The organism is Paenibacillus sp. MBLB1832 (genome assembly GCF_032271945.1).
Classification (GTDB): Bacteria; Bacillota; Bacilli; order Paenibacillales; family NBRC-103111; genus Paenibacillus_E; species Paenibacillus_E roseopurpureus.
Genome location: NZ_CP130319.1, coordinates 4211190 through 4231413, shown reverse-complemented (window position 1 = coordinate 4231413; position 20224 = coordinate 4211190). Strand labels below are relative to the sequence as shown.

The window sequence follows — 20224 nt, the reverse complement described above, 5'->3', positions numbered from 1 at the left end:
AACGGAGTGCATAGGACATGCTGTATAAGAATGTAGCTAAACCTTTATTGTTTCGAATGGATCCAGAGAAAGCGCATCATCTTACCATTGACGGGCTAAGTGTGGTTGGAAATTTGCCAGGTGGAAAGCAATTGCTGAAAACCATGTATGGCGTTTCGGATTCACCGCAATTAACCCAGGAATTATGGGGATTACGCTTTTGTAATCCAGTCGGGCTTGCGGCAGGACTAGATAAAAATGCAAAGGCAGTCAAGGGGTTTTCGCAGCTTGGATTTGGTTTTATGGAAGTTGGCACCATCACGCCGAAGCCGCAGCCAGGCAATGAATTGCCGCGCTTGTTCCGTCTTCCTGAGGATAGAGCATTGATTAACCGTATGGGTTTCAATAATGTTGGGACTGCGGAAATGGCTCAAAACTTAGCGAAAACGGGGAAACGATCCATTCCAGTAGCCGTAAATATCGGCAAAAATAAATCAACACCCAACGAGCAGGCTGAAGAAGATTATCGGGCTTGTATCCATGCTCTCTATACATATGGTGATTTCTTTGTTGTGAACATTAGCTCACCAAATACTCCTGATTTGCGTAATTTACAGCATGGGGATGATTTGAAACGATTGCTGTGGGCGGTTCGGGATGAAATGAAAGCCCAGCACACCAAGCATGGTGGAGCCGCGAAACCAGTTCTTGTGAAAATTGCGCCAGACCTTACGGATGACGAACTCGTTTTAACAGTTCAAATCATTATGGAGAGCGGAATTTCGGGTATTATCGCAACGAATACAACGCTAAGCAGAGAAGGGCTTCGCCATGTCAACCGCGAGCAAGCGGGCGGTCTAAGCGGGCTTCCATTAACGAAACGCTCAACTGAAGTGATCAAACGCGTTTACCAACTATCCCACGGGAAGCTGCCGATTATCGGTGCTGGCGGGATTTTTACTGCGGAAGATGCTTATGAGAAGATTCGTGCGGGCGCAAGTCTAGTAGAAGTATACACGGCATTAATTTATGAGGGTCCAGGCCTGCTAGGCCGTATAAATAAAGGGTTGCAAGAGCTATTAAAGCGTGATGGCTTCACACATATTTCCCAGGCAATAGGTGTGGATTCGCACTAACTTCATTCAGAATGGAGGAAAACATGGATGGATGGACGTGACTGGAAGAAGTTTCTCCTGCCTTATGAGCAAGCAGTAGAAGAGTTGAAAGTAAAGTTCAAAACATTACGTGGTGAGCTCAAAAGTCGTGAAGAATACGCGCCAATCGAATTCGTTACAGGACGCGTCAAAAAAACATCAAGTGTGCTCGAGAAAGCGAAACGATTAAATGTTCCAATGGATCAATTGGAGTCGGGCATCGAAGATATTGCAGGTATTCGAATTATGTGCCAATTCGTTGAGGATACCGAAGTACTGGCAGAACTTATTCGTAATCGACAAGACATGAGCGTCGTTTATGAGAAGGATTATATTACGAATAAAAAGCCTAGCGGCTACCGAAGCTTTCATATTATTATCGAGTATCCTGTACAAACAGCGATTGGTATGAAGAAGATTTTAGCGGAAATTCAGATTCGAACACTGGCCATGAACTTTTGGGCGACGATCGAACATTCCTTGAATTATAAATATAAAGAGCAACTGCCTGTTGATGTCAGGGCTCGTTTAAGTAAGGCAGCCGAAGCGGCTTATATTTTAGATCAGGAAATGTCGAGTATTCGCGGCGAAATCATGGCTTCTCAACGGATGTTTGAAGACAATTCTAATCTTGTGAATCGTGTGCTAAGTAATATTCAAGAGCTTTATTTCTATCACCGTGTTCGTGAAGCAGCCCAATTTCAGCTGAGATTCAATGAAATCTGGGAGACCGAAGAAGGACTGAGCGATTTATCTGCCGACATTGAGGCTGCCATTTCGAGAGCCAAAAAAGGAGACAATAGTTAATCGATGAGCCGATATGACCGATTGTATGTCGCTTTTCTGTACTATTTTAACGATCAGCGGGATTATTTCGAATGTCATGAAGTCATGGAGGAGCTTTGGCTGGAAGAAGGCCGAAATCCGTTATATCAAGGTCTACTGCAAATCGCAGTAGGCCTTTATCATCATTGGAACGGCAATATTAGCGGTTCTATTAAATTATTTCGTGCAGGGCTAGAGAAGCTGGCGCCTTATCCCGAGACCTCACTAGGTATTGATCTGGAACGGTTGCGATTGGAAAGCGAACAGTATGTGAATCAACTTCTCCATATCGAGGAAAAGCCATTTAAACCTTATGATCTGGATATTGTGGTCCAAGACCCTGCCTTGCTTGCGCTTGTGGAAGAGATGAGAATGACTCCGCCGCCAACAGAAGATCATCACTAAGAGATAAAGAAAGGACTTCACACTGTTTCGTGTAGAAGTCCTTTTGTTGATTCATTATGGCTATTTATTGTTCATATTTCGTTGGAAAAATTCTTTGAACTTTTCTGGTGTATTGCCGCCTGCACCAGCTTCTGGCACTCCGCCAACGATACGATCAACTTCAACCCCGTTTTTGTAATAGACAATCGTTGGTGTGGAGTCAATTTTGTAATTCTTCCAACCATCTTTGAATTCTTCCAAATTGAATTGCTTCACATCAATCCCGAGCTCTTTCTCCATTGGAACGAGAACTGGCGTTGTGACTTTGCAATGCGGGCAAGTTGAGGCATAATAATATTGGAAAAAGGTTTCTTTGTTTTTCAATCTTGCGTCTAAATCTTTCGGTAAAATCAGGTTCTGATAGTTCGGATCCGTTAATTGTTTCACCGTCTCTGGATTTAACTTGGAAGCAGCAACACCGTATGGATTACCTGCGTTCGCTTTATCCGAGGACTTGACCGATTGTTGATTGATAAAATACAAACCACCGAATAAAAGAACAACAATGCCTAAATAAATAAGCAGCTTTTTCATCCTTACACCCTCTCTAGTCTGTCTACTATCTACTTTCTTCTGCAAAAAGTATAGCATATCCTGTTGGGAATGCGGAAAAAAATTGGCTGTTTCGTGACAAGTCAGCTATAATACCGTTAGATTTGATGAGACGTGTACGAGTTAGGATTTTACATAGAAAGCGAAGATGTCCATGACCAAGCCCTTACCACCCCTTTTTAGGGAGAAAATGATTGATTTATTAGGTGAAAATGAATTTGAGCAATTTCTGACTTCCTATGAGGATCCGCGCTCTTTCGGTTTAAGAGTTAATACGGGGAAGGTGGACCGTGATGAATTTGCGTCACAGAGTCCATTCCATCTCGAGGCGGTGACTTGGGCTGCGGAAGGCTTTTATTATGAAGAAGGCGAGCGTCCTGGGAAGCATCCCTATTATCATGCGGGTCTCTATTATATTCAAGAACCAAGTGCGATGGCGCCAGTCGAACTGCTTCAGGTGAAGCCTGGTGAGCGTGTATTAGATTTATGTGCGGCTCCAGGCGGGAAGTCCACGCAAATTGCTGCTAAGCTGCAGGGCGAGGGCGTGCTTGTCGTCAACGATATTCATTCGGATCGCGTGAAGGCGTTGGTTAAAAATTTGGAACTTCTCGGCGTACGGAACGCCGTGGTATTGAATGACAAGCCTGAGCGAATGTTGAACGTGTTTGGTGGCTATTTTGATAAAATACTAATCGATGCACCTTGCTCTGGCGAAGGCATGTTCCGCAAAGAAGAAGAGATGATGGGCCAATGGGAGCGCCATTCTGTTCAAGAATTTGCTGCGATGCAGCGGGAGTTGTTGGCACAAGCTGCGGTAATGTTAGCGCCAGGCGGCCGTATTGTTTACTCGACGTGTACGTTCTCGCCCGAGGAGAATGAGGCGCAGATTGCGGAGTTTCTGGACAAGCATTCTGACTTTGCTGTGGTGCCAATCGAAGGATTCGCACCCGGTCGGCCCGATTGGTTGCGTGAGCCATGGTGCGATTCGAACGCGTATAGTTCGAAGGCGAAGGCGGCAGTAGCGGGAACGGCGAGGTTATGGCCGCATCGGTTACGGGGCGAGGGGCATTATGTGGCGGTTTTGGGGAAGGGCGCTGGTACAGGGGCAAGTGCAAATGCGAGTGATGTTGCTGCCGATTTTGTGGCGGCAGCGGAGAAGCGCGGCGGACGTCCTGCGCCGCGCGGGAAGGGTCGTGCCGTGGCTGCGCCCAGCACGGGGGTGAGCTTGGAGCCGCTGGAGGCGTTCTCCGGCGAGCTGCTGCGCAGCGAGCCCTTCGCCCTGGGGCGGCTCGTTTGTTACGGCGAGCACGCATATGCGTCGCCGGCGGGCTTGCCCGAGCTGCACGGACTGAAAGTCGTGCGGCCGGGCTGGTACATCGGCGCGCTGCACCGCGGCCGATTTGAACCGTCCCATGCGTTAGCCATGGGACTACGTTTGCGCGAAGCCAAGCGAGCGCTGAGCTTGGCTTCGAGCGACGAGCGAGCCCTTCGGTACCTGAAGGGCGAGACGCTCGAAGTCGCGGAGAGCGAGATTCTCCGCGACCCGCAAGAGACCCAGGCAGCCAAAGGCTACTGCCTGGTCTGCATTGACGACCATCCCGTCGGCTGGGGCAAGTGGCTCGATGGGATGCTGAAGAACGAATATCCGCCCGGCTGGAGGTGGACCTAACGGTCATGAAACAAACACAACGACTCGATAAAATACTCGCCCACGTAGGCGTTGGCTCCCGTTCTGAACTCAAGCGGCTTGCCAAAGAAGGCGCGATTTATGTGAACGGTGTCAAAGTCAAAGACAGCGGAATGCAAGTGAAGCCTGAGTCCGATATCATTACGGTGCACGGCGAAATCGTGAAATACCGCGAGTTTGTTTATCTCATGATGAACAAACCGCAAGGTGTTGTATCTGCAACTGAAGATAATCGGGATCGAACAGTCGTGGATCTTTTGGACGCGGAATATGTGCCATTCGAAGTGTTTCCAGTTGGAAGACTGGATAAGGATACCGAGGGTTTCCTTTTGCTCACGAACGATGGAAAACTCGCCCACAATCTGCTTTCGCCACGAAAACATGTCCCTAAAACCTACTTTGCCAAAGTAGAATGGGAAGTCAATGAAGCGGATCGCGAAGCTTTCGCGCAAGGGGTTACGTTGGATGACGGTTACGAGACGTTGCCGGGGATTTTAAACATTTTAGCAACAGGAAATGCGTCCTTAGGCGTACCCTCAGAGATCGAATTAACGATCATGGAGGGCAAGTTTCATCAAGTCAAACGGATGTTTCAAGCCATCGGGAAGCAAGTTGTCTATCTAAAAAGAATTTCAATGGGCCCGCTAGCGTTAGATCCAACTTTGGCTTTAGGTCAAGTTAGGGAGTTGAGTGAGGAAGAACTTCAGGCATTACAAAATGCGAATGGCGTTTAAAAATAAGCTATACAATTTTACTAGAATATGGTATTTTATTTTTGAGATGAATATGGTTTGCGGAAGTACCGCCCAGATGTCGCTGATTTTTGCGATTTTGGGCGGTTTTTGTTTTTATTGGAATAAATAGGTAGACATTGTCAGTTGTGTAATGAGATACTACCAATAATTGGGTTATACGAAATGAGACTAAGTGAAGGATGAGGCAGAAACGATGAAAAGAAAGATTCTTGTTTTAATGAGTGCACTTACATTTGCAACGACAACTGGATGTAATAGTGCTGAAATATCGGCTGCAAGTAATGCGGGGGTATCCGCTATTTTATTAAAAGATATTACAGGGCATTGGGCAAAAAGCTCAGTGGAGACGGCAACGCAAAAAGGGTATGTCGATGGCTATGAAGACCAAACGTTTAGGCCTGAGAACAAGGTAAGTCGAGCTGAGTTTATTAAAATGGTCGTTAGAGCACTCAACTTACCTGTGAAGGGTGATACTTCTGGTTCAAAATGGTATGTGCCGTTTGCTACGGCAGCGGCAACGTTGGGAATCTACAAAGGCGCGGATTTTAGCCTGGATGAGATGAATCAGCCGATGACTCGGATGGAAATGGCGAGGGTTGCCTTGCGCGCTGCCGATAAGGATTATCAAGATCCTGCGGCGATCACTAACGATCCGTCCATGATGTATAACGCGACGAAACTGGGGTTAATCCAGGGACTTTCTGGCGGGCAGCTCGGGGAGGATGAAGTTACCACTAGAGCGCAATCGGTCACGATTATTGAGCGGATTTTGAGTGTTAAAGACGGCGGCAAGTTAGAGGTGGATCGGGCGGCGGTTGGTAATGCGGAGTTGGTGTTGAAGAGAACGAATATTTTTACGATGATGCCTGAGTTTTTTGGGGGTAAACAATACAGCGGTGAAGAGTGGGATGTGAGCAAGTTAACCCTTGAAACTGATGACGGTTTGTGGAAGGGGAGCTTTGATCAGATTATTGCAATTGATTTAGCTAATCCGAATGATCCGAATAAGTACTTACTTGGGGACATGGATGATTTGCATTGGTATGATTTAAAGTCTGAGAAAACTAGTCCGTTAGTCAAAAATGGTTACATGGATAGCTATGTTATCTATTTTAAAGGGCATGTAGATTATAACAAGGATACTGAGATTTACAATGATTCTGCAAAGGAGCCGGGATTTGACCTTAATGGATTCAATAGCACTGCTAGAGAGCTAGTAGAACATAAATTAACAGGCCCGGCATCTCTGTTTCACAAGGAACTGGGAGACATACCAGCCTTTATTATGTCTAAATTGGATGTTAAATTAGATAATCATCTAAGGGTTAAGATGTATGCACCAGCAAGACCTCCACATAGTACTTACGTGCATACCTTATTAGGGGTAATGCTTCCTCGCAAATAGCGCGTTTTATATAGAAGGGAGGAAGTCACATACGTTACGCTAAAAGAAAAGTAGGCCTTTTAATTATTACCTTTTTGGTTTTGCAAATAACCACCATTCAATTTCTCGAATTTAGTTGGATGACTGCACATGCAAGTGATATAACCAGTATTAATTTAACTTATTCTGTTAATACAATCACAGGTTATCAGGCGATTTACAGTGATCAAGCTAGTGCCACTACTAACCCAATTTCTATTTCAGCACCAAACGGGCAAATCATTCAAAGTGTTGATGTTTTTCGTGATGATGTGAAAGTAGAAAGTATTCCAGAGGCATCCGGAAAAACTAATTGGTCTGGAACGCAAACCTATTGGGGATATGAACGACAAGTGGAATCCAGAGATAATGACTCATTACAGGGTTATTATGCTTGGTATCGTTATATCCCTGGGGGGGATAAAGGTGTTAAATGGTATGCTGACTTCCCAAGTGGAACAAAATCTTGTGGATCAGCACCGACTGAAAGCATTAATGGTTATAGCATGCCAATATATCCAGGATGCTTCGAAGTCAGTCTTTCACTTACTGCCTCCCGAAATGTCGCATATACGACTTCGGATAATGGAACTGTGATACCTTCATCTGTTGTCAGCAATTCCCAAATTATAGCGACCTCAAAAGTAAATTTGTTTGCGAATATTAATGGTCCTGCTGGAGTAAGTGCTGGTAGAAGCGATTATACAACTACATCAGGCACAGTTACAGCAACCAGTGCCAACAATTACACAGTGACTTATTCCCAAGACTTCGACCATGAGGGACATTCCAAGGAACTCGGAAGCCCTCCCAACGGCGCCAAAGTCATGGTTTACTACGCCGCCTTCACCGTCGATTTAGTGTCCGAAACCTACAAATACCCCGACCACATCGAAGTCACCTACTCTGGAGGCACCTCTACACCCAGCCCCACCCCGACCCCAACTCCAGCTTCTGTATCTGGGGATTTCCAAATAACCCCCTCCACAATCAATTACCGTGACAGTTTCAAGCTACACCCGTTACCTTTTACGATTCCTAGCGGGTGTACCTACACAGATCATTACTACAAAATAGAACGTGGAGGCAGCTTTGTTTACACAGCTAAGGTGTATAATCAAACGCTAGATACCTCGTATAACCAAAGCAATTATCCATCCATCCTTGCAGTAGGCTCGCATCAAATCTCCTTAATGATCGAAGCATCCTGCGGCTCATCTGGCTTTATCGCCACCAAAACCTTAACGATCAATGGCCCGTCCATCAACGGTCCTCCTGATTTCAAAATTGGCTGGGTAAAACCTTCGAACAGAAAAACGCCCCTTCAAACCGCGGTTGTGGGAGATACGTTGGATATGATCTATATCGAAGATCCCTCAGTGCCAACGCCAAGTGATCCTGATGGTGATCTCATCTATTGGGACGACTTTAATTTCAATAGCTCTGACGCGTGGACTCAAACGATCCCAGGCAAAAGTGGAGTAAGTCATTACACGGACGGCTATCATAACATCGTGATGGATACGCCTGGTTTTCACCGTGTTGAAGCTTCCATGCACGATCAATGGGGGGCTTCGACGACAAGATCTACGATCATCGAAGTGCTTCCTCCCAATCCAATTCCAGTATGTTCAGCCCCCAGCGAGATCAAGGAAAACAGAACAATTTCTAATGGTGCTATAAATGCTTCGTCCAGTCATAGTCCGGTAGGTCGTTTGATTGATCACACGAAGGATGTGTGGTCCAATCTACAAACGAGCTATGCCAATGGTACGATGTCGGATATCACAATAACAGTCACACTTGAGAGCGTAACAGACACAGCGGGATTATTATCGCTTGAAAGTTCCGACTGCCATATCACGGTACATCCGGATAAACCCCCAATAGCCAAGCTTGGGGTGCCTTCATTCAGTGTACGTGGCAATTCCACGCATATTCAGAATCAATCTTACTCCACGGATGGTGATACAATTGCTTCAGCCTCGTTTAAATACAAATATGATACGGACAATAATGGCTTCCAGAACGATGCGTGGCAAACGCTTAGTGGCGGGAATGTATCTGGTGTTGATTTTACCCCTGCCCAAATAGGCAAATATCTTTTCTTCGTTACAAGCTGTGAAGATTTCGGTCGTTGCAGTGATAACAGCACGCAGGCTGCTTCTGAAATCACGCTTGATGTGGTGAACAAGGACGGGCCAGTGGTCAGTTTCGAAGTTGAGGGCGAGAATGCACAACCAGCTATCGAACCAGCGGTGCTATACCCAGCTAGTAGAATATTGACGAGTTGGAGCCTTTTTCAAACGAATACGAATAGTGCCATTAACAAGGGTGTTGGATGGACCGCAGGAGCAGCCAATCAGCTAGCTGCAGGTTTAGGCCGAAACACGCAATCTCAGGAATACTATAATTTTAATTATGAGCAATGGGGTCAAACGCAATATCGACAATTCATAACTCCTGCACAAGATTTTGGTTTAGGTCCCAATGGACAGTCACCCTATCGATCTTTTGCTAGCTTTGGGACAATGGATACGCAGCCCCTATTAATTCCAGGGTCTACGGCAGGAACTTGGCAACCCGTGGCTTGGGGCTATGGGCCCCCTGTTTTCAAAACAACGGATACCCATATTTATTTCGGAACGGGTAGTGTCTCTTCTACTGGCGGGTATTCATTTTACGCAATGAATAAAAGCAAGATTGGGCGTTATTCAGGAACAACTGAATATTGCTCGGGGTGTATGTTCCCAGATTATGTACATAAATATTTGGACGGCTCGCCCTATGATTTTATCATCAAAGGAAGCGACATTTTAAATGGTAATTATGGCCCCCCACCGACATACAAGACGGCTGCATTTGATAGTTATGATGCTTTCTCAAGAAAGGATTACACGCACGCGTATGGGGTTTCTACTCGTACACCGTGGCAAGCTACTGTTTTAGGGTATCATGTTGCTGGGAATATCGTATATGCGAAGATACGGTATCCTGCTGAGTATGCTTATTATAGTGGTGGCGAACAGAATAACGTAAGTGTTAATTTGGTCGAGCTCCGAACATTTGATGCAACTACAGGGCAATTCATAAGCAGTTCAATACTGAATGGTTATAGCCCTTTTGACTCATCGTTGGGGAATGGGCAGGTTTATAGTGATAATTATGAGATGAGTGCCCAGAGTACTTTCCCTCCTCAAAATGTTGGAGAAGATTTAGTGGTTGTCGTGGGAGAGAGCTATTACAATGATCTTCAAGTCCGTCAAATTAATCGTCAAGGTCAAATAGTAAAGTCCGTTCCTCTAGCGAATGCGACATGGACCGATCCAGCAATTAACCCAACATCCTCGTGCAGAGACAATGTTCAAAAAAGTTTTAGGGGCGCGGATGGTGAGTTTTACTTTGTTTCACAGCAACAATGCTCGTATACGTCTAGTGGCACTCAGGTTACCGTAGCTGCTGGCGCCGCTATTATTAAGCTTAATGCTGATCTTTCATTTGCTTGGAAAACGAAACTGAAGGGAAGTCAAACCACATACGTTGGTTCTTTCTCTTATGCGCTTGGGGATCATGCTGATGCAATAATCTTAATGGTGGACAATCCCCAAAGAAATCAAATCCAAGTTCGAAGTTACTCTATGATTTATATGGGGCACCAAGCCTTTTACGAGTCCATAGACAAGACTACTGGGGTGGTTTCAGATAGCGATAATCCAGGTTGGGCTTACAATAATCAACCAACCATTAACTGGGATGGCGGTTATTCCACGGGCACACAAACGATTGAAGGTTACAACACAGTTGGTAATACAGTCAAAAACGCAGCAGGGCAAACAGTGGGTACGATCAACGGCCTAGGTGGCTTGCTTTCAATAAGTGCATTTTATGCGGGGTCAACGAATGCAATTTTCAGCTCGCAATATGTTGGTGATGGAATGCTCATGGCCTTATTCTCATCACAATTCGCAGGGTATGATCAGCATAACTTCGTGCCTTGGTTAGCCATCGGTACCCCAAGTACGACGCCAGCAGTGGGCTATCCGACGAAATTAGGCCAGTTTGTATCCGATTTTTCTGTGACAGATGTGGAACTGCAATTCACTTTAAACATGGCTAGTGCCAATGCAAACACAAACAAAGCAGGATTTTCCTTCCGTATGCAGGACCCCAGAAATCGATATGCAGTTGAAACCAATGGGTCCGTGATCTATTTGACAAAGTATGTCAATGGCGCGCCGACGGTCTTAGCTAGTGCTAATTTTCCGTTTCTAGATAATACAGATTATACGTTTGCTATTTCGATGACTGGCAATAAAATTGATCTTAGGTTGAATGGCGTACCGTATCTGAGTATACAAGACAGCACGTGGTTAAGCGGTACGATAGGGCCTTTTACGGACAAGTCCTACACGACTTTCACAAACATAATAAAGAAACCAATCACTACGCCTCAGACGGCTTGGTATGCTGGATTTGCATTGTGGGAAAGTGGATCAGCATCGGCAACAGTCAAGTACGATAACATCTCGTACACGGATTCTGAAAATGATCCCGCAAGTGGCACCTATCAATGGTTTTATAAGCACACACCTAAGTTCTTAAATAATCAAGGGCTTTCGGTGCTGGATAACCAGACTTTCAGTGGTTCGCAAACGGTGTTTGATAAGGTTGGTGTTTACGATATCACCTTATCGGCCAAGGACGATCCGAATCCTACATTTTTTTATCCTAGCATGTTATTCGAGTTGTATCGTAAATCGTCGAATCCGTTCCACTCCTCTATTGTGGTACACCGAAGACCAGTCATACTGAATTTCATAGCCACTTTGCAAGGTGATGGAACGGTGATCTTTACGGATAATTCTTACGATCCAGACCGCTACGATCCATCGACTTCCGCTTGTTCAGCACCAGATGTGACAAACATGAATTATTGTGCTAATCGCGGTGTTGTATCTAGACAATATTCCTTCGTTGATCCGAATGGAAACTTTACGTTAGGTAAACCGTCAAAACCGTCGCTATCAGGATCGTATACCGTCTATTTGCAAGTTGCTGATGAGTATGGAGCTTTGAGTGTTCCTGTATCTACGACATTTACAACTGCAACTCCTGTGCCAGCATCACCCCCAATAGCAACGTTAACGATGCCAAATGGTGCCTTTGCTAACCCGACAATGGTAGGAATTAACCCCGATATAACTTGGAATCAGACGGATCCCGATGGATATGCCTTGACTCATTATCAGGTGCAAGTGTTTGACAGCGGCGGTACTTTGGTGGTAGATAGTGGCATCGTTGATCAAAATCAACTCGATGGTTCGCAGACCTGGCATGTGCCGATCAACTTAACATTAGGTGCAAAATATCAGGTTAAAGTAAGGGTCAAAGATGTGTACAATTGGTCCGCCTGGTCGAATTTTGGGTGGATGCAGATCAATAGCGCTCCCATTGCTACGATGACCGTGCCGAATGGTACACAGGCTTCGCCTACTTTGTTTAATTCAATGAGACCGACATTGAAATGGAACCAGATGGATCTCGATCCTGGTACGACGTTTCAATACTTTCAAATTCAAATCACGAATGAGACCAATAACGTTATGATTTTGGACTCAGGTCAGTATTATCAGGGATCGACATTAAATGCTGGCAGCTGGCAAGTTAATCAGGATCTACCAACGGGTCAAAAGCTTCGTGTTCGTGTCAGGGTTTTTGATGGATTCACTTGGTCTAATTACTCTCCGCAAACCTGGATGTATATCAATCGAGCGCCGATCGCTGATTTTGATTGGAGTCCTAAGCCCGTTTGGGAAGGAGACGAGGTGCACAGTGCCAATGCTTCGATTGACCCTGACGGGGATTCACTCACATATACTTGGACCATAGAAGGGCTGAGCGGGGGGACGAAGTCGTTTACAACCACGAACTTCACGCACAAGTTCTTTGAACCTGGCGACTATAAAGTGACGCTAGCAGTCACAGACGGGATGGTGACAACGACAGCGGTTAAAACCATAACCGTATTACCGCTCACCATTCACTCGGATGTTACGTATACCGATTCATGGCTCATTTTCCATAATCAGCAGGGACATCGTACGCAAGCTGCACCCAAACAGTTTTATTCTGGTGAGATATTTGTTGTGAAAAGTCAAAGCGAAACAGCCCCAGTTGAGGAGGTGCTTTCTTGGATGGATACGGTTGGTTTGGACGGTCAGTCCTTGTATGTCTCTCAAAAGCTAGAACCAGATTCGGGCGATCCAACTCTTTACAAGGGGGAGCTATTCGACAGCAAATTCCAGTCTTTTACGGAAGGTTTGCCCAAAGGCGCGCACACGATACATTTTCAAATTCGATACCGCAATGGCATTGTGAAAACTGAAGATGTACCTATCGAAATCATTGGGAATGTTCAGCAATCGGTTGGTGTACATCGGGTTCAATAAAGAGGGACGGTTATCTTCGGATAACTGTCTTTTTTGTGTAAAAGCGGTGCCCAATGCAAGTTCCTATGGTACAATAGTCGATAAAAATGCGGAAAGGGGGCGAACCCATTTGAACTATCGCTTAGTCGCACTTGACGTTGACGGAACACTATTGACGGATGATCATGAATTAACGGATCAGACGATTGAAACCATTCAACAAGTGTATGATCAAGGGTGTCATATTGTGTTATGCACGGGAAGAGCGCCTGCAAGCACATTGCCGATTCTTGAACAGCTTGGTTTGGAAGGTACCATGATTACGCACAATGGTGCAGTGACGGTTCACGCGGATGAACGAGGTCAAAGCTTGGTGAATGAATTTTCTTTTACAGTTGCAGAAATTGAACCGATGTTGGCATACGCCCGCCGCGAGGGAATTCATTTCGATGTGTGCACCGCGTTTAATATGTTTATCGAACGAATCGGTGAGTATGAGAAAATGATGTACAAAAAGTTCCTCATTCAACCGAAATTAGTGACCTCGGTATCCGAGCTTAGTGTGCCTATTGTTAAATTTACGCTTTTTGGACAACCAGATGTATTAGATCGTGTTCAAAAAGAGTGGGAAGAGCAGAAGCTCTACGGCCATTTGCGTATGATTCGCAGCGGTGATTTGTTCATTGATGTCATGAATCCTGAGGCAAATAAAGGAACCGCCTTGAAGGCTTTGGCTTCTTCATTGAACATTGAATCCTCTCAAATTCTAGCGATCGGTAATTACTATAATGATCTAGAAATGATGAATTTCGCGGGTCTGGGGATCGCTGTGGAGAACTCGCCAGATGCCGTGAAAGAGGCCGCTGACGCCGTCACTTCTTCGAATAATAACCAAGGTGTGCATGAAGCGCTGCGCCAATATTGTTTAACTTAATATATTTCGATAAAACCTCAATTTTTGGGGTTTTTTGTCGTTTTGGGGGTTTTTAGTGCTATTAGCCTATGGTAGAATGAGGGAAAGAATAATAGATGTGGGATGTGATTTTGATTGATGAAACAAGGTAAGCTTTATTCGAAAAAAGAAAAGACGGCTGCTCTTTTGGTGAGTACTGCTTTGGTAGGTGCGCCATTTATTGTTGGGGGTTCTTATGTGTCATATGCGTATGGTACAGAAACATTGCCGTCGCCTAAGCCAGTAACTATCGTTGATGAGATTAGTAACCTAGTCGTTCCATTGCATGAAGAAGAAATTGCAATTCGGGACTTGAAAGCTATTTATGGAAATTATATTACTAATGTTTCTGTAACAAGTACAAACTCAAATAGTAGTGGTTCAGATATTGCATATAATGAGCAGGGCTATGGCTCTGCAGGACTGCTTAAGATACATCCATTACGAGTTGGAAACTGCAACGTTTACGATTTCTTTTAATCAATTTGGGACTCCTTATACGGACAACTTTGATGTAATAGTTGTTGATGAAAATGAGACTCTGGTGGAAAGAAATTTTGATATTCGAGATGTAGTAAAACAATTAACGTCAAGTCCTGCAATATCACAAGGTGATGCAAAAGAACTGTTAAAAGGAATTGGGAAAATTGATTATACTGGAAATGAGCCTGGAAATCATGCGCCTACTTTTAATCTTGCACATCCTAATCATCCCTTTACGAATCGTACAATTGAGAGTGGTTCAGAAATAGAGGTCAATTCGTTGGATGGGGACCTGTCACTCTATTTCAGCGATGAGATTGATGCATTTGAAGATGTTGTTTATGTTGATGTCATTAATCATTCAGTAGAGAATCCAGCAGCGAGTTTCACGCTTGAAAGTGGAAGTTGGGTCATTGCGGCTCATCATGTAGGGACGAGCACATTTACGGCAATTGCGCGTGACGGCCTTGGGGGTGTGTTTGAGCAGACTTTTACAGTTACTGTTACACCTAATACAGCACCTACATTGAATACATCCAATCCTGTAGTTCCATTCTTGAATCATAAAGATGCTGCTGAGAAGCTAGATCATTCCTTGATAATGTCAGGGGGGGCATTGCTGGATTTGAATGAATTTTTCAATGATACAAGCGATGACGAACTTCGTTATCAGTTGGAACTCTCACATGGGTCAAATACGGTGGTAGAATCCGTTTATGTTGACCAACTGAATGAATCATCAAATCTTGTGACATTGTTTGATATGTATGAGGTGTATCCTGAGTCTGTTGGACCTTACAAGATATCCAAAATTACAGCTTATGATGATGAAGGACTTCATACAGAGCTTAATTGTAACATTGTCTTTGATGGCTTTAACGATCAACAAATTCCTGAGAATTTAGATTTATATGCATCCAACGATGCAGGTATCAGTAGTCTAACCATTGAACCGCATACCCAGGGTTGGTTGGAAACTAGTGAGCATATCGTTCATATTTCTACAAAGTCGTACTCGGATTCCACTGTAGTGACACCGTACTATTATCATAATAATACCACTGGCCATGATTATATTAAGTTTGAAGCTGGCACGCAATCAGATAAAAGTGCAACAGTAAAACTATATACAGCGTTTACAGAGAACAGCGAGTACGTTTGGTATCAAAACGATATCCACGTTTATCTGAATGAGCCGGATCGTGATGAAGGAGGGGGCCAGAGTATATCGTTATATTCAGATTTCAAGGCAAATTTCGGCGATTATGTTTCTATGTCAACTGTTGCATCGGTAACTTATAGTTATGATTCAGGTTCCTACGTCGTAACCGTCCGTGACATTCAGAGTCCAACTGGAACGGTATTAACCATTGATCCAGATTTTGGAGCTGGCACAAGCGGTTCTCGCGTCTACACAGTTCCATTCATCAAACCAAATGAAACCAATTAACCACTTCACCACCCTAATTCAATCCCACAAACTCCAAGAAGCCGAAGCCGCGCTCTTCCAAGCGATCCGCCAGACTCCGCTGGATGCGCAGCTCTGGGTCATGCTTGGCGAAACGCTGCTGCTCCAGCAGCAAGCTGGCGCAGCGAAGCGGGTCTTCGACCGCGCTTGGCTGCTAGACCCACAAGCGAAGTGGGTTAATCCCATCTTCAAGCGCATACAGCAGATGCCACCAGGAGATCCTCGAGCAGACATCGAGGATCTCCTGTATGTTCCCAAGGTGACCGTCACCGCGGCGATTCTGTCCCACAACGAAGCTGCGAACATCGCGAAGTGTATCCATGCGCTGCAAGGCGCAGTCGATGAAATCCTGCTCGTGGATTCATCGACGGACGAGACGCGCAGGATTGCCCTTCAATTCCCGAAGGTGAAGGTGATCCCCATCGTGTGGTCGGATAACTTCGGTGCCGCACGTAACCAAGGACTTCAGCATGTGCAAACGGACTGGGTCATTTGGATTGACGCGGACGAGGTTTTGCTTCAAGAGGATGTCCACTCGATTAGAGAGGTTGCAGGTGTGTTCGACCACTTGAACATCATCCCTGCTCTGCACATTTGGCATCTCAACCGAGTGAATGGGACGATTCAGCATGATTTTTCGCAAGTCCGCATGTTTCCAGCACAACGTGATCTGCGCTACTTCGGGCGCATCCATGAGCAGATCGGTACGGCGCAAGGGATTTACCAACTCGATACGTACCGGCGAGCGGTCAAAATCCGTTTGGACCATCACGGCTATGAGCCAGCAGTGCTCCAAAGCAGAGGCAAGCTGGAACGCAATCTGCGATTGCTAACTCTGATGGTGGAAGAGGAGCCTGAAAACCCAGGTCACTGGTTGTTCCACGGGCGCGAGTCGCTTGGACTCGGACTTGAGGAACAAGCACTCTCATCATTATTAGAGGCGGAACGTCTTGGACGACAAACACCGTTATTTGGTCGAATGCCTGAAATATACCGACTGCTTATTCAGATTATGATGCAGCGAAAAAATTACTCAGAAGCGGAAGCATTTTGTCATAAAGCAATTCAACATTCCCCTGATTTCCCAGACGCCCATTACTTGCTGGCCCAGGTACGAATGCGACAAGCGGATGAGCTGCTAAAATCAGCGGAAACGAGTTTGAAACAATCACTCACCTCCTTGCCCAATTACCGCGGCAGTGTTAGTGCCGATTACCAGATTGGTGAGTGGAAGGCAGCAACAGCGTTAGGCGAATTGGCGATGCGTTCGGGGAAGTTAGCGAGGGCGAGAGATATTTTCTCGCATCATAAGGATAAGCCAGGAGCTGGGAAGCTAATTACATCGAAGCTCACTGCCATTGAAACAGAGCGTCTGAAGCTCAACACAACGCAGCAGCAACCCAAATAGAAAAAGACGATCCCCAAGCCAAAAGGCAGGAGATCGTCTTTCTGTATTCTTTTACCTATAATAGGGCGATTAGATAACGAATGCGCTAGTGATGATAACAAGAAGAATAAAAAGTACAAGAACTGCAGCTGCGGAAGTTCCTACTCCTGACATAGACATTCCCCCCCTTTCGTGGTGATTGTTATAAGATAAGATATGTACGTTGGGGCAGAAGTGTATAGACGGATATCCTGATTGCACATATTTTGGACGATGTTGGGCATTCTATAGAAGAATGACACAAGAGCTGTAGAGGAGGCGAGTAAGTCGTGGCCGATATTATGCTAAGACCCGACCTGAAAACAGCAGGCGGTGAAGTCTGCGATATTATGTACAATGGGGAGTTTGTCGGTACGTTAACGCTAGTCTACAGGGAATCGGATCGTCTCAAAGGCGCGATTCATCTGGAGAAGCAGTCCATTTCGCTCCAGGGCAAGCAGGAGGTTTACGATTATGCACAATCGTATATTCAAAGTGCGATCGATGCCTTGGGCATTTCGGAATGTGAAGTGATCGTCAGCTATAGTGATTATGATTTTGTGATTGCGACGGATCATGCGATTGGACCGTCCATCGTGGACGAGGATGAATGGACTAGCGAGGATTTGCTTCATGATGATGAACTCAATTATTCATGGTTGCGGGGAGAGCTTACCATGGTGGATAGGGAGGAGGATGAATCCGTATCCCAAATGGATATGCTGCATGACGTCAGACAGCACCAAGGCTACGAGTTGGTTGTTGTCAGTGAGAATCGGAGCAGTGTTGAGTATCATGTCTTTGAAAAGGACTCGGAATTGGTCGCAGAAGCGAATTTGCACATCTATGGGTCAGAGGTCATTGGTGAGATCATCTGGCGATTCGATCCTTTTGATGCAGAGATGGATATTGTTACGGAGTTGATAGTGGGGGATTTTGATGAGGAGCAAACGGACACGTTCGTCTTCCATATGGTCTACAATGGGGAAACGGTGGATACGGTGGAGTTAACACACATTGATATGCTGGATTTGGTGGATGAAATTCAAGGGGAAGATGATATGTGGATCCCAATGCGAGATGACTATTCCATTGTAATGGTTCGTGATGATCTGGACACGCTTTCCTATGAAATTTATCAACAATCACATGGAGATTTGCCCATTGGCACAGCAACGGTAGATATCAGCTCGCGGCAGCTAACGGGGTTTATTGATTTCCGGGAGCCAGGTGATTCGGATGACCGCGAATTAATTGCGACGCTGCTGCTGGAAGAGTTGGATAAGGAACAAGAGTACGAAACGTTCAATCTCTCCATGTTATATCGGAATAAGCTGATTGATGAGATTTTATTCGAAACCGAACAGCTGCATTAACGCGATTCCATCATTAAAATTAAAAAGGGCATGAAGTCTCAACGAATGAGACCCATGCCTTTTTCATATTCATCAACGAATTAGAAGGAGTTGGAAACGGTAATTTGATCAAGGGAGAAACGGCCTGCAGAACGAGCTGGCGAAGCAGCCAAACCAACTGCGATCAACATAACAGGAACATATCGGGAAGGAACGTTGAAAGCTTCAACGAATTTACCAGCATCATAGCCGCCCATTGGGCAAGTGTCATAGCCAAGTGCTTTCGCAGCAAGCATCAAATTCATCGCGGCTAACGAACCGTTACGGATCGCTTCATCACGAGCAACTTGCGGGTATTGATACGCGCCTTCGATTTGGCCTACAAGTGAATCCATTACAGCTTGAGGCAAGAAGCCGCCTGCTACAGCAGGGCCGAATACAGCTTGCGCGTTTTTGTTCGCTTCAAGATCACCAAGAACAGCGATAACGACGGAACTCTCCACGATTTGCTTTTGACCGTAAGCGATTGGCAGCAATTTTTCTTTCTGTGCTTGATCGTCGATCACAAGCAATTTCCAGTGTTGAAGATTCCATGAGGATGGCGCTAGGGAAGCGGAAGTCAGGATCTGATCAAGATCAGCCTTCGGAATCGTATGCCCTGCTTGGTATTGTTTAACGGAATGACGATCTTCGATGACTTTCAAAACCGCAGTTTGTACTTGTGTACTCATTAGGAATCCCTCCAAGGATAAAATAAGTTCTTTTTATTGTTGTTCATCTATCAAAAAGCATGTGTGTAATTCATTGGAAATTGATCGATGAACTGTAAACAACTTTATAACAATTTACTGTAATCATAAATGTTATAGTTAGAGTTGTCAAGAGAGTCTTTCGCGTTGTCGGAAAATGTTGGATAATGGAGAAAGAAAGGGGTTGTTCCTCTTGAAACTAACACAAAAAGAGTTGAATCATCTTATTTTTTTGAGTGAAGTGGTGTTGACAGGGAATAAGAAGAGCTTGATGGAAGAAACGCTGCAATGCTTGCTATATATCGTGAAATCACTGGAAGAAGTGGAGCTTCCTGAATCTGTCGTTGGACAAATTGAAGCGCTAACTGCTTTAATTGAAGCTGACCTCCGTGAGGAGAACGAGCGCATGCAGGAGATTCGCGGCCATCTGGATTGGATGAACAAAAAGTCACGAAATTCTTCCACGGGGATGTAGGGTGACAATCTGTCCATTTATGATATAATGTAGAGTACTGTTTTTTTTCTATTAAAGAGGTGATAATGA

The 20224-nt window shown here is 45.1% G+C and carries 16 protein-coding genes; 13 read left to right on the top strand and 3 right to left on the bottom strand.

Features of this window, described 5'->3' with window-relative positions; all coding sequences use genetic code 11:
• The first annotated feature begins 17 nt into the window (after positions 1–17).
• The 3 genes from MJB10_RS18880 to MJB10_RS18870 are packed head-to-tail and all read left to right on the top strand — an operon-like array spanning position 18 to position 2363.
• Positions 18–1115, top strand: coding sequence for a quinone-dependent dihydroorotate dehydrogenase (locus MJB10_RS18880; RefSeq protein WP_314797188.1), 1098 nt, complete (start codon positions 18–20; stop codon positions 1113–1115).
• A 27-nt stretch (positions 1116–1142) separates the two neighbouring features.
• Positions 1143–1940 carry a GTP pyrophosphokinase gene (locus MJB10_RS18875; RefSeq protein ID WP_314797186.1) on the top strand — a complete coding sequence of 266 codons (798 nt, stop codon included), beginning with the start codon at positions 1143–1145 and terminating at the stop codon, positions 1938–1940.
• A gap of 3 nt (positions 1941–1943) precedes the next feature.
• A complete protein-coding gene (locus MJB10_RS18870) occupies positions 1944–2363 on the top strand; it encodes a DUF309 domain-containing protein (RefSeq protein ID WP_314797185.1) in 420 nt (139 codons plus the stop codon).
• A gap of 60 nt (positions 2364–2423) precedes the next feature.
• On the opposite strand, the gene MJB10_RS18865 is transcribed toward MJB10_RS18870, so the two are convergent.
• The gene (locus tag MJB10_RS18865) at positions 2424–2936 is read right to left on the bottom strand and encodes a thioredoxin family protein (protein ID WP_314797183.1); all 513 of its coding nucleotides are present in this window, start codon (positions 2934–2936) and stop codon (positions 2424–2426) included.
• Between the two features lie 166 nt (positions 2937–3102).
• Here MJB10_RS18865 and MJB10_RS18860 point away from each other — a divergent pair, with 166 nt between their 5' ends.
• From MJB10_RS18860 to MJB10_RS18825, 8 genes are all read left to right on the top strand, one after another.
• Positions 3103–4623, top strand: coding sequence for an RsmB/NOP family class I SAM-dependent RNA methyltransferase (locus MJB10_RS18860; protein ID WP_397386544.1), 1521 nt, complete (start codon positions 3103–3105; stop codon positions 4621–4623).
• Between the two features lie 5 nt (positions 4624–4628).
• Positions 4629–5375, top strand: a complete 747-nt coding sequence (locus MJB10_RS18855; RefSeq protein WP_314797179.1) for a pseudouridine synthase — start codon at positions 4629–4631, stop codon at positions 5373–5375.
• A 214-nt stretch (positions 5376–5589) separates the two neighbouring features.
• A complete protein-coding gene (locus MJB10_RS18850; RefSeq protein ID WP_314797177.1) occupies positions 5590–6801 on the top strand; it encodes an S-layer homology domain-containing protein in 1212 nt (403 codons plus the stop codon).
• Positions 6802–6920: 119 nt separating this feature from the next.
• Positions 6921–13268, top strand: a complete 6348-nt coding sequence (locus MJB10_RS18845) for a PKD domain-containing protein (protein WP_314797175.1) — start codon at positions 6921–6923, stop codon at positions 13266–13268.
• Positions 13269–13377: 109 nt separating this feature from the next.
• Positions 13378–14181 carry a Cof-type HAD-IIB family hydrolase gene (locus MJB10_RS18840; protein WP_314797173.1) on the top strand — a complete coding sequence of 268 codons (804 nt, stop codon included), beginning with the start codon at positions 13378–13380 and terminating at the stop codon, positions 14179–14181.
• 117 nt (positions 14182–14298) lie between these two features.
• Positions 14299–14679, top strand: a complete 381-nt coding sequence (locus MJB10_RS18835) for a hypothetical protein (RefSeq protein WP_314797171.1) — start codon at positions 14299–14301, stop codon at positions 14677–14679.
• Positions 14648–16132: a hypothetical protein gene (locus MJB10_RS18830; RefSeq protein WP_314797169.1), complete on the top strand. Its 1485-nt coding sequence runs from the start codon at positions 14648–14650 to the stop codon at positions 16130–16132. The genes MJB10_RS18835 and MJB10_RS18830 overlap by 32 nt, the downstream gene beginning before the upstream one ends.
• Complete coding sequence (locus tag MJB10_RS18825) at positions 16119–17558, top strand: glycosyltransferase (protein ID WP_314797167.1); 1440 nt, start codon at positions 16119–16121, stop codon at positions 17556–17558. Before MJB10_RS18830 ends, MJB10_RS18825 begins: the two co-directional genes overlap by 14 nt.
• 69 nt (positions 17559–17627) lie before the next feature.
• Here MJB10_RS18825 and MJB10_RS18820 read toward each other — a convergent pair whose 3' ends face one another.
• The gene (locus MJB10_RS18820; protein WP_314805733.1) at positions 17628–17711 is read right to left on the bottom strand and encodes a YjcZ family sporulation protein; all 84 of its coding nucleotides are present in this window, start codon (positions 17709–17711) and stop codon (positions 17628–17630) included.
• Positions 17712–17866: 155 nt separating this feature from the next.
• Between MJB10_RS18820 and MJB10_RS18815 the strand changes: the two genes are divergently transcribed.
• Positions 17867–18952, top strand: coding sequence for a hypothetical protein (locus MJB10_RS18815; protein ID WP_314797165.1), 1086 nt, complete (start codon positions 17867–17869; stop codon positions 18950–18952).
• A gap of 80 nt (positions 18953–19032) precedes the next feature.
• On the opposite strand, the gene MJB10_RS18810 is transcribed toward MJB10_RS18815, so the two are convergent.
• Entirely contained in the window at positions 19033–19662 is a 630-nt protein-coding gene (locus tag MJB10_RS18810) for a nitroreductase family protein (RefSeq protein ID WP_314797163.1), read from the bottom strand.
• Positions 19663–19873: 211 nt separating this feature from the next.
• Here MJB10_RS18810 and MJB10_RS18805 point away from each other — a divergent pair, with 211 nt between their 5' ends.
• Positions 19874–20155, top strand: coding sequence for a hypothetical protein (locus MJB10_RS18805; protein ID WP_314797161.1), 282 nt, complete (start codon positions 19874–19876; stop codon positions 20153–20155).
• The last annotated feature ends 69 nt before the right edge of the window (positions 20156–20224 follow it).

What these genes read in the sequence shown, in the direction of transcription:
- MJB10_RS18835 (WP_314797171.1), top strand. Translation starts at nt 14,299, where the DNA reads ATGAAACAAGGTAAGCTTTATTCGAAAAAAGAAAAGACGGCTGCTCTT.
- MJB10_RS18865 (WP_314797183.1), bottom strand. Translation starts at nt 2,936, where the DNA reads ATGAAAAAGCTGCTTATTTATTTAGGCATTGTTGTTCTTTTATTCGGT.
- MJB10_RS18880 (WP_314797188.1), top strand. Translation starts at nt 18, where the DNA reads ATGCTGTATAAGAATGTAGCTAAACCTTTATTGTTTCGAATGGATCCA.
- MJB10_RS18875 (WP_314797186.1), top strand. Translation starts at nt 1,143, where the DNA reads ATGGATGGACGTGACTGGAAGAAGTTTCTCCTGCCTTATGAGCAAGCA.
- MJB10_RS18825 (WP_314797167.1), top strand. Translation starts at nt 16,119, where the DNA reads ATGAAACCAATTAACCACTTCACCACCCTAATTCAATCCCACAAACTC.
- MJB10_RS18855 (WP_314797179.1), top strand. Translation starts at nt 4,629, where the DNA reads ATGAAACAAACACAACGACTCGATAAAATACTCGCCCACGTAGGCGTT.
- MJB10_RS18820 (WP_314805733.1), bottom strand. Translation starts at nt 17,711, where the DNA reads ATGTCAGGAGTAGGAACTTCCGCAGCTGCAGTTCTTGTACTTTTTATT.
- MJB10_RS18860 (WP_397386544.1), top strand. Translation starts at nt 3,103, where the DNA reads ATGTCCATGACCAAGCCCTTACCACCCCTTTTTAGGGAGAAAATGATT.
- MJB10_RS18850 (WP_314797177.1), top strand. Translation starts at nt 5,590, where the DNA reads ATGAAAAGAAAGATTCTTGTTTTAATGAGTGCACTTACATTTGCAACG.
- MJB10_RS18810 (WP_314797163.1), bottom strand. Translation starts at nt 19,662, where the DNA reads ATGAGTACACAAGTACAAACTGCGGTTTTGAAAGTCATCGAAGATCGT.
- MJB10_RS18870 (WP_314797185.1), top strand. Translation starts at nt 1,944, where the DNA reads ATGAGCCGATATGACCGATTGTATGTCGCTTTTCTGTACTATTTTAAC.
- MJB10_RS18845 (WP_314797175.1), top strand. Translation starts at nt 6,921, where the DNA reads ATGACTGCACATGCAAGTGATATAACCAGTATTAATTTAACTTATTCT.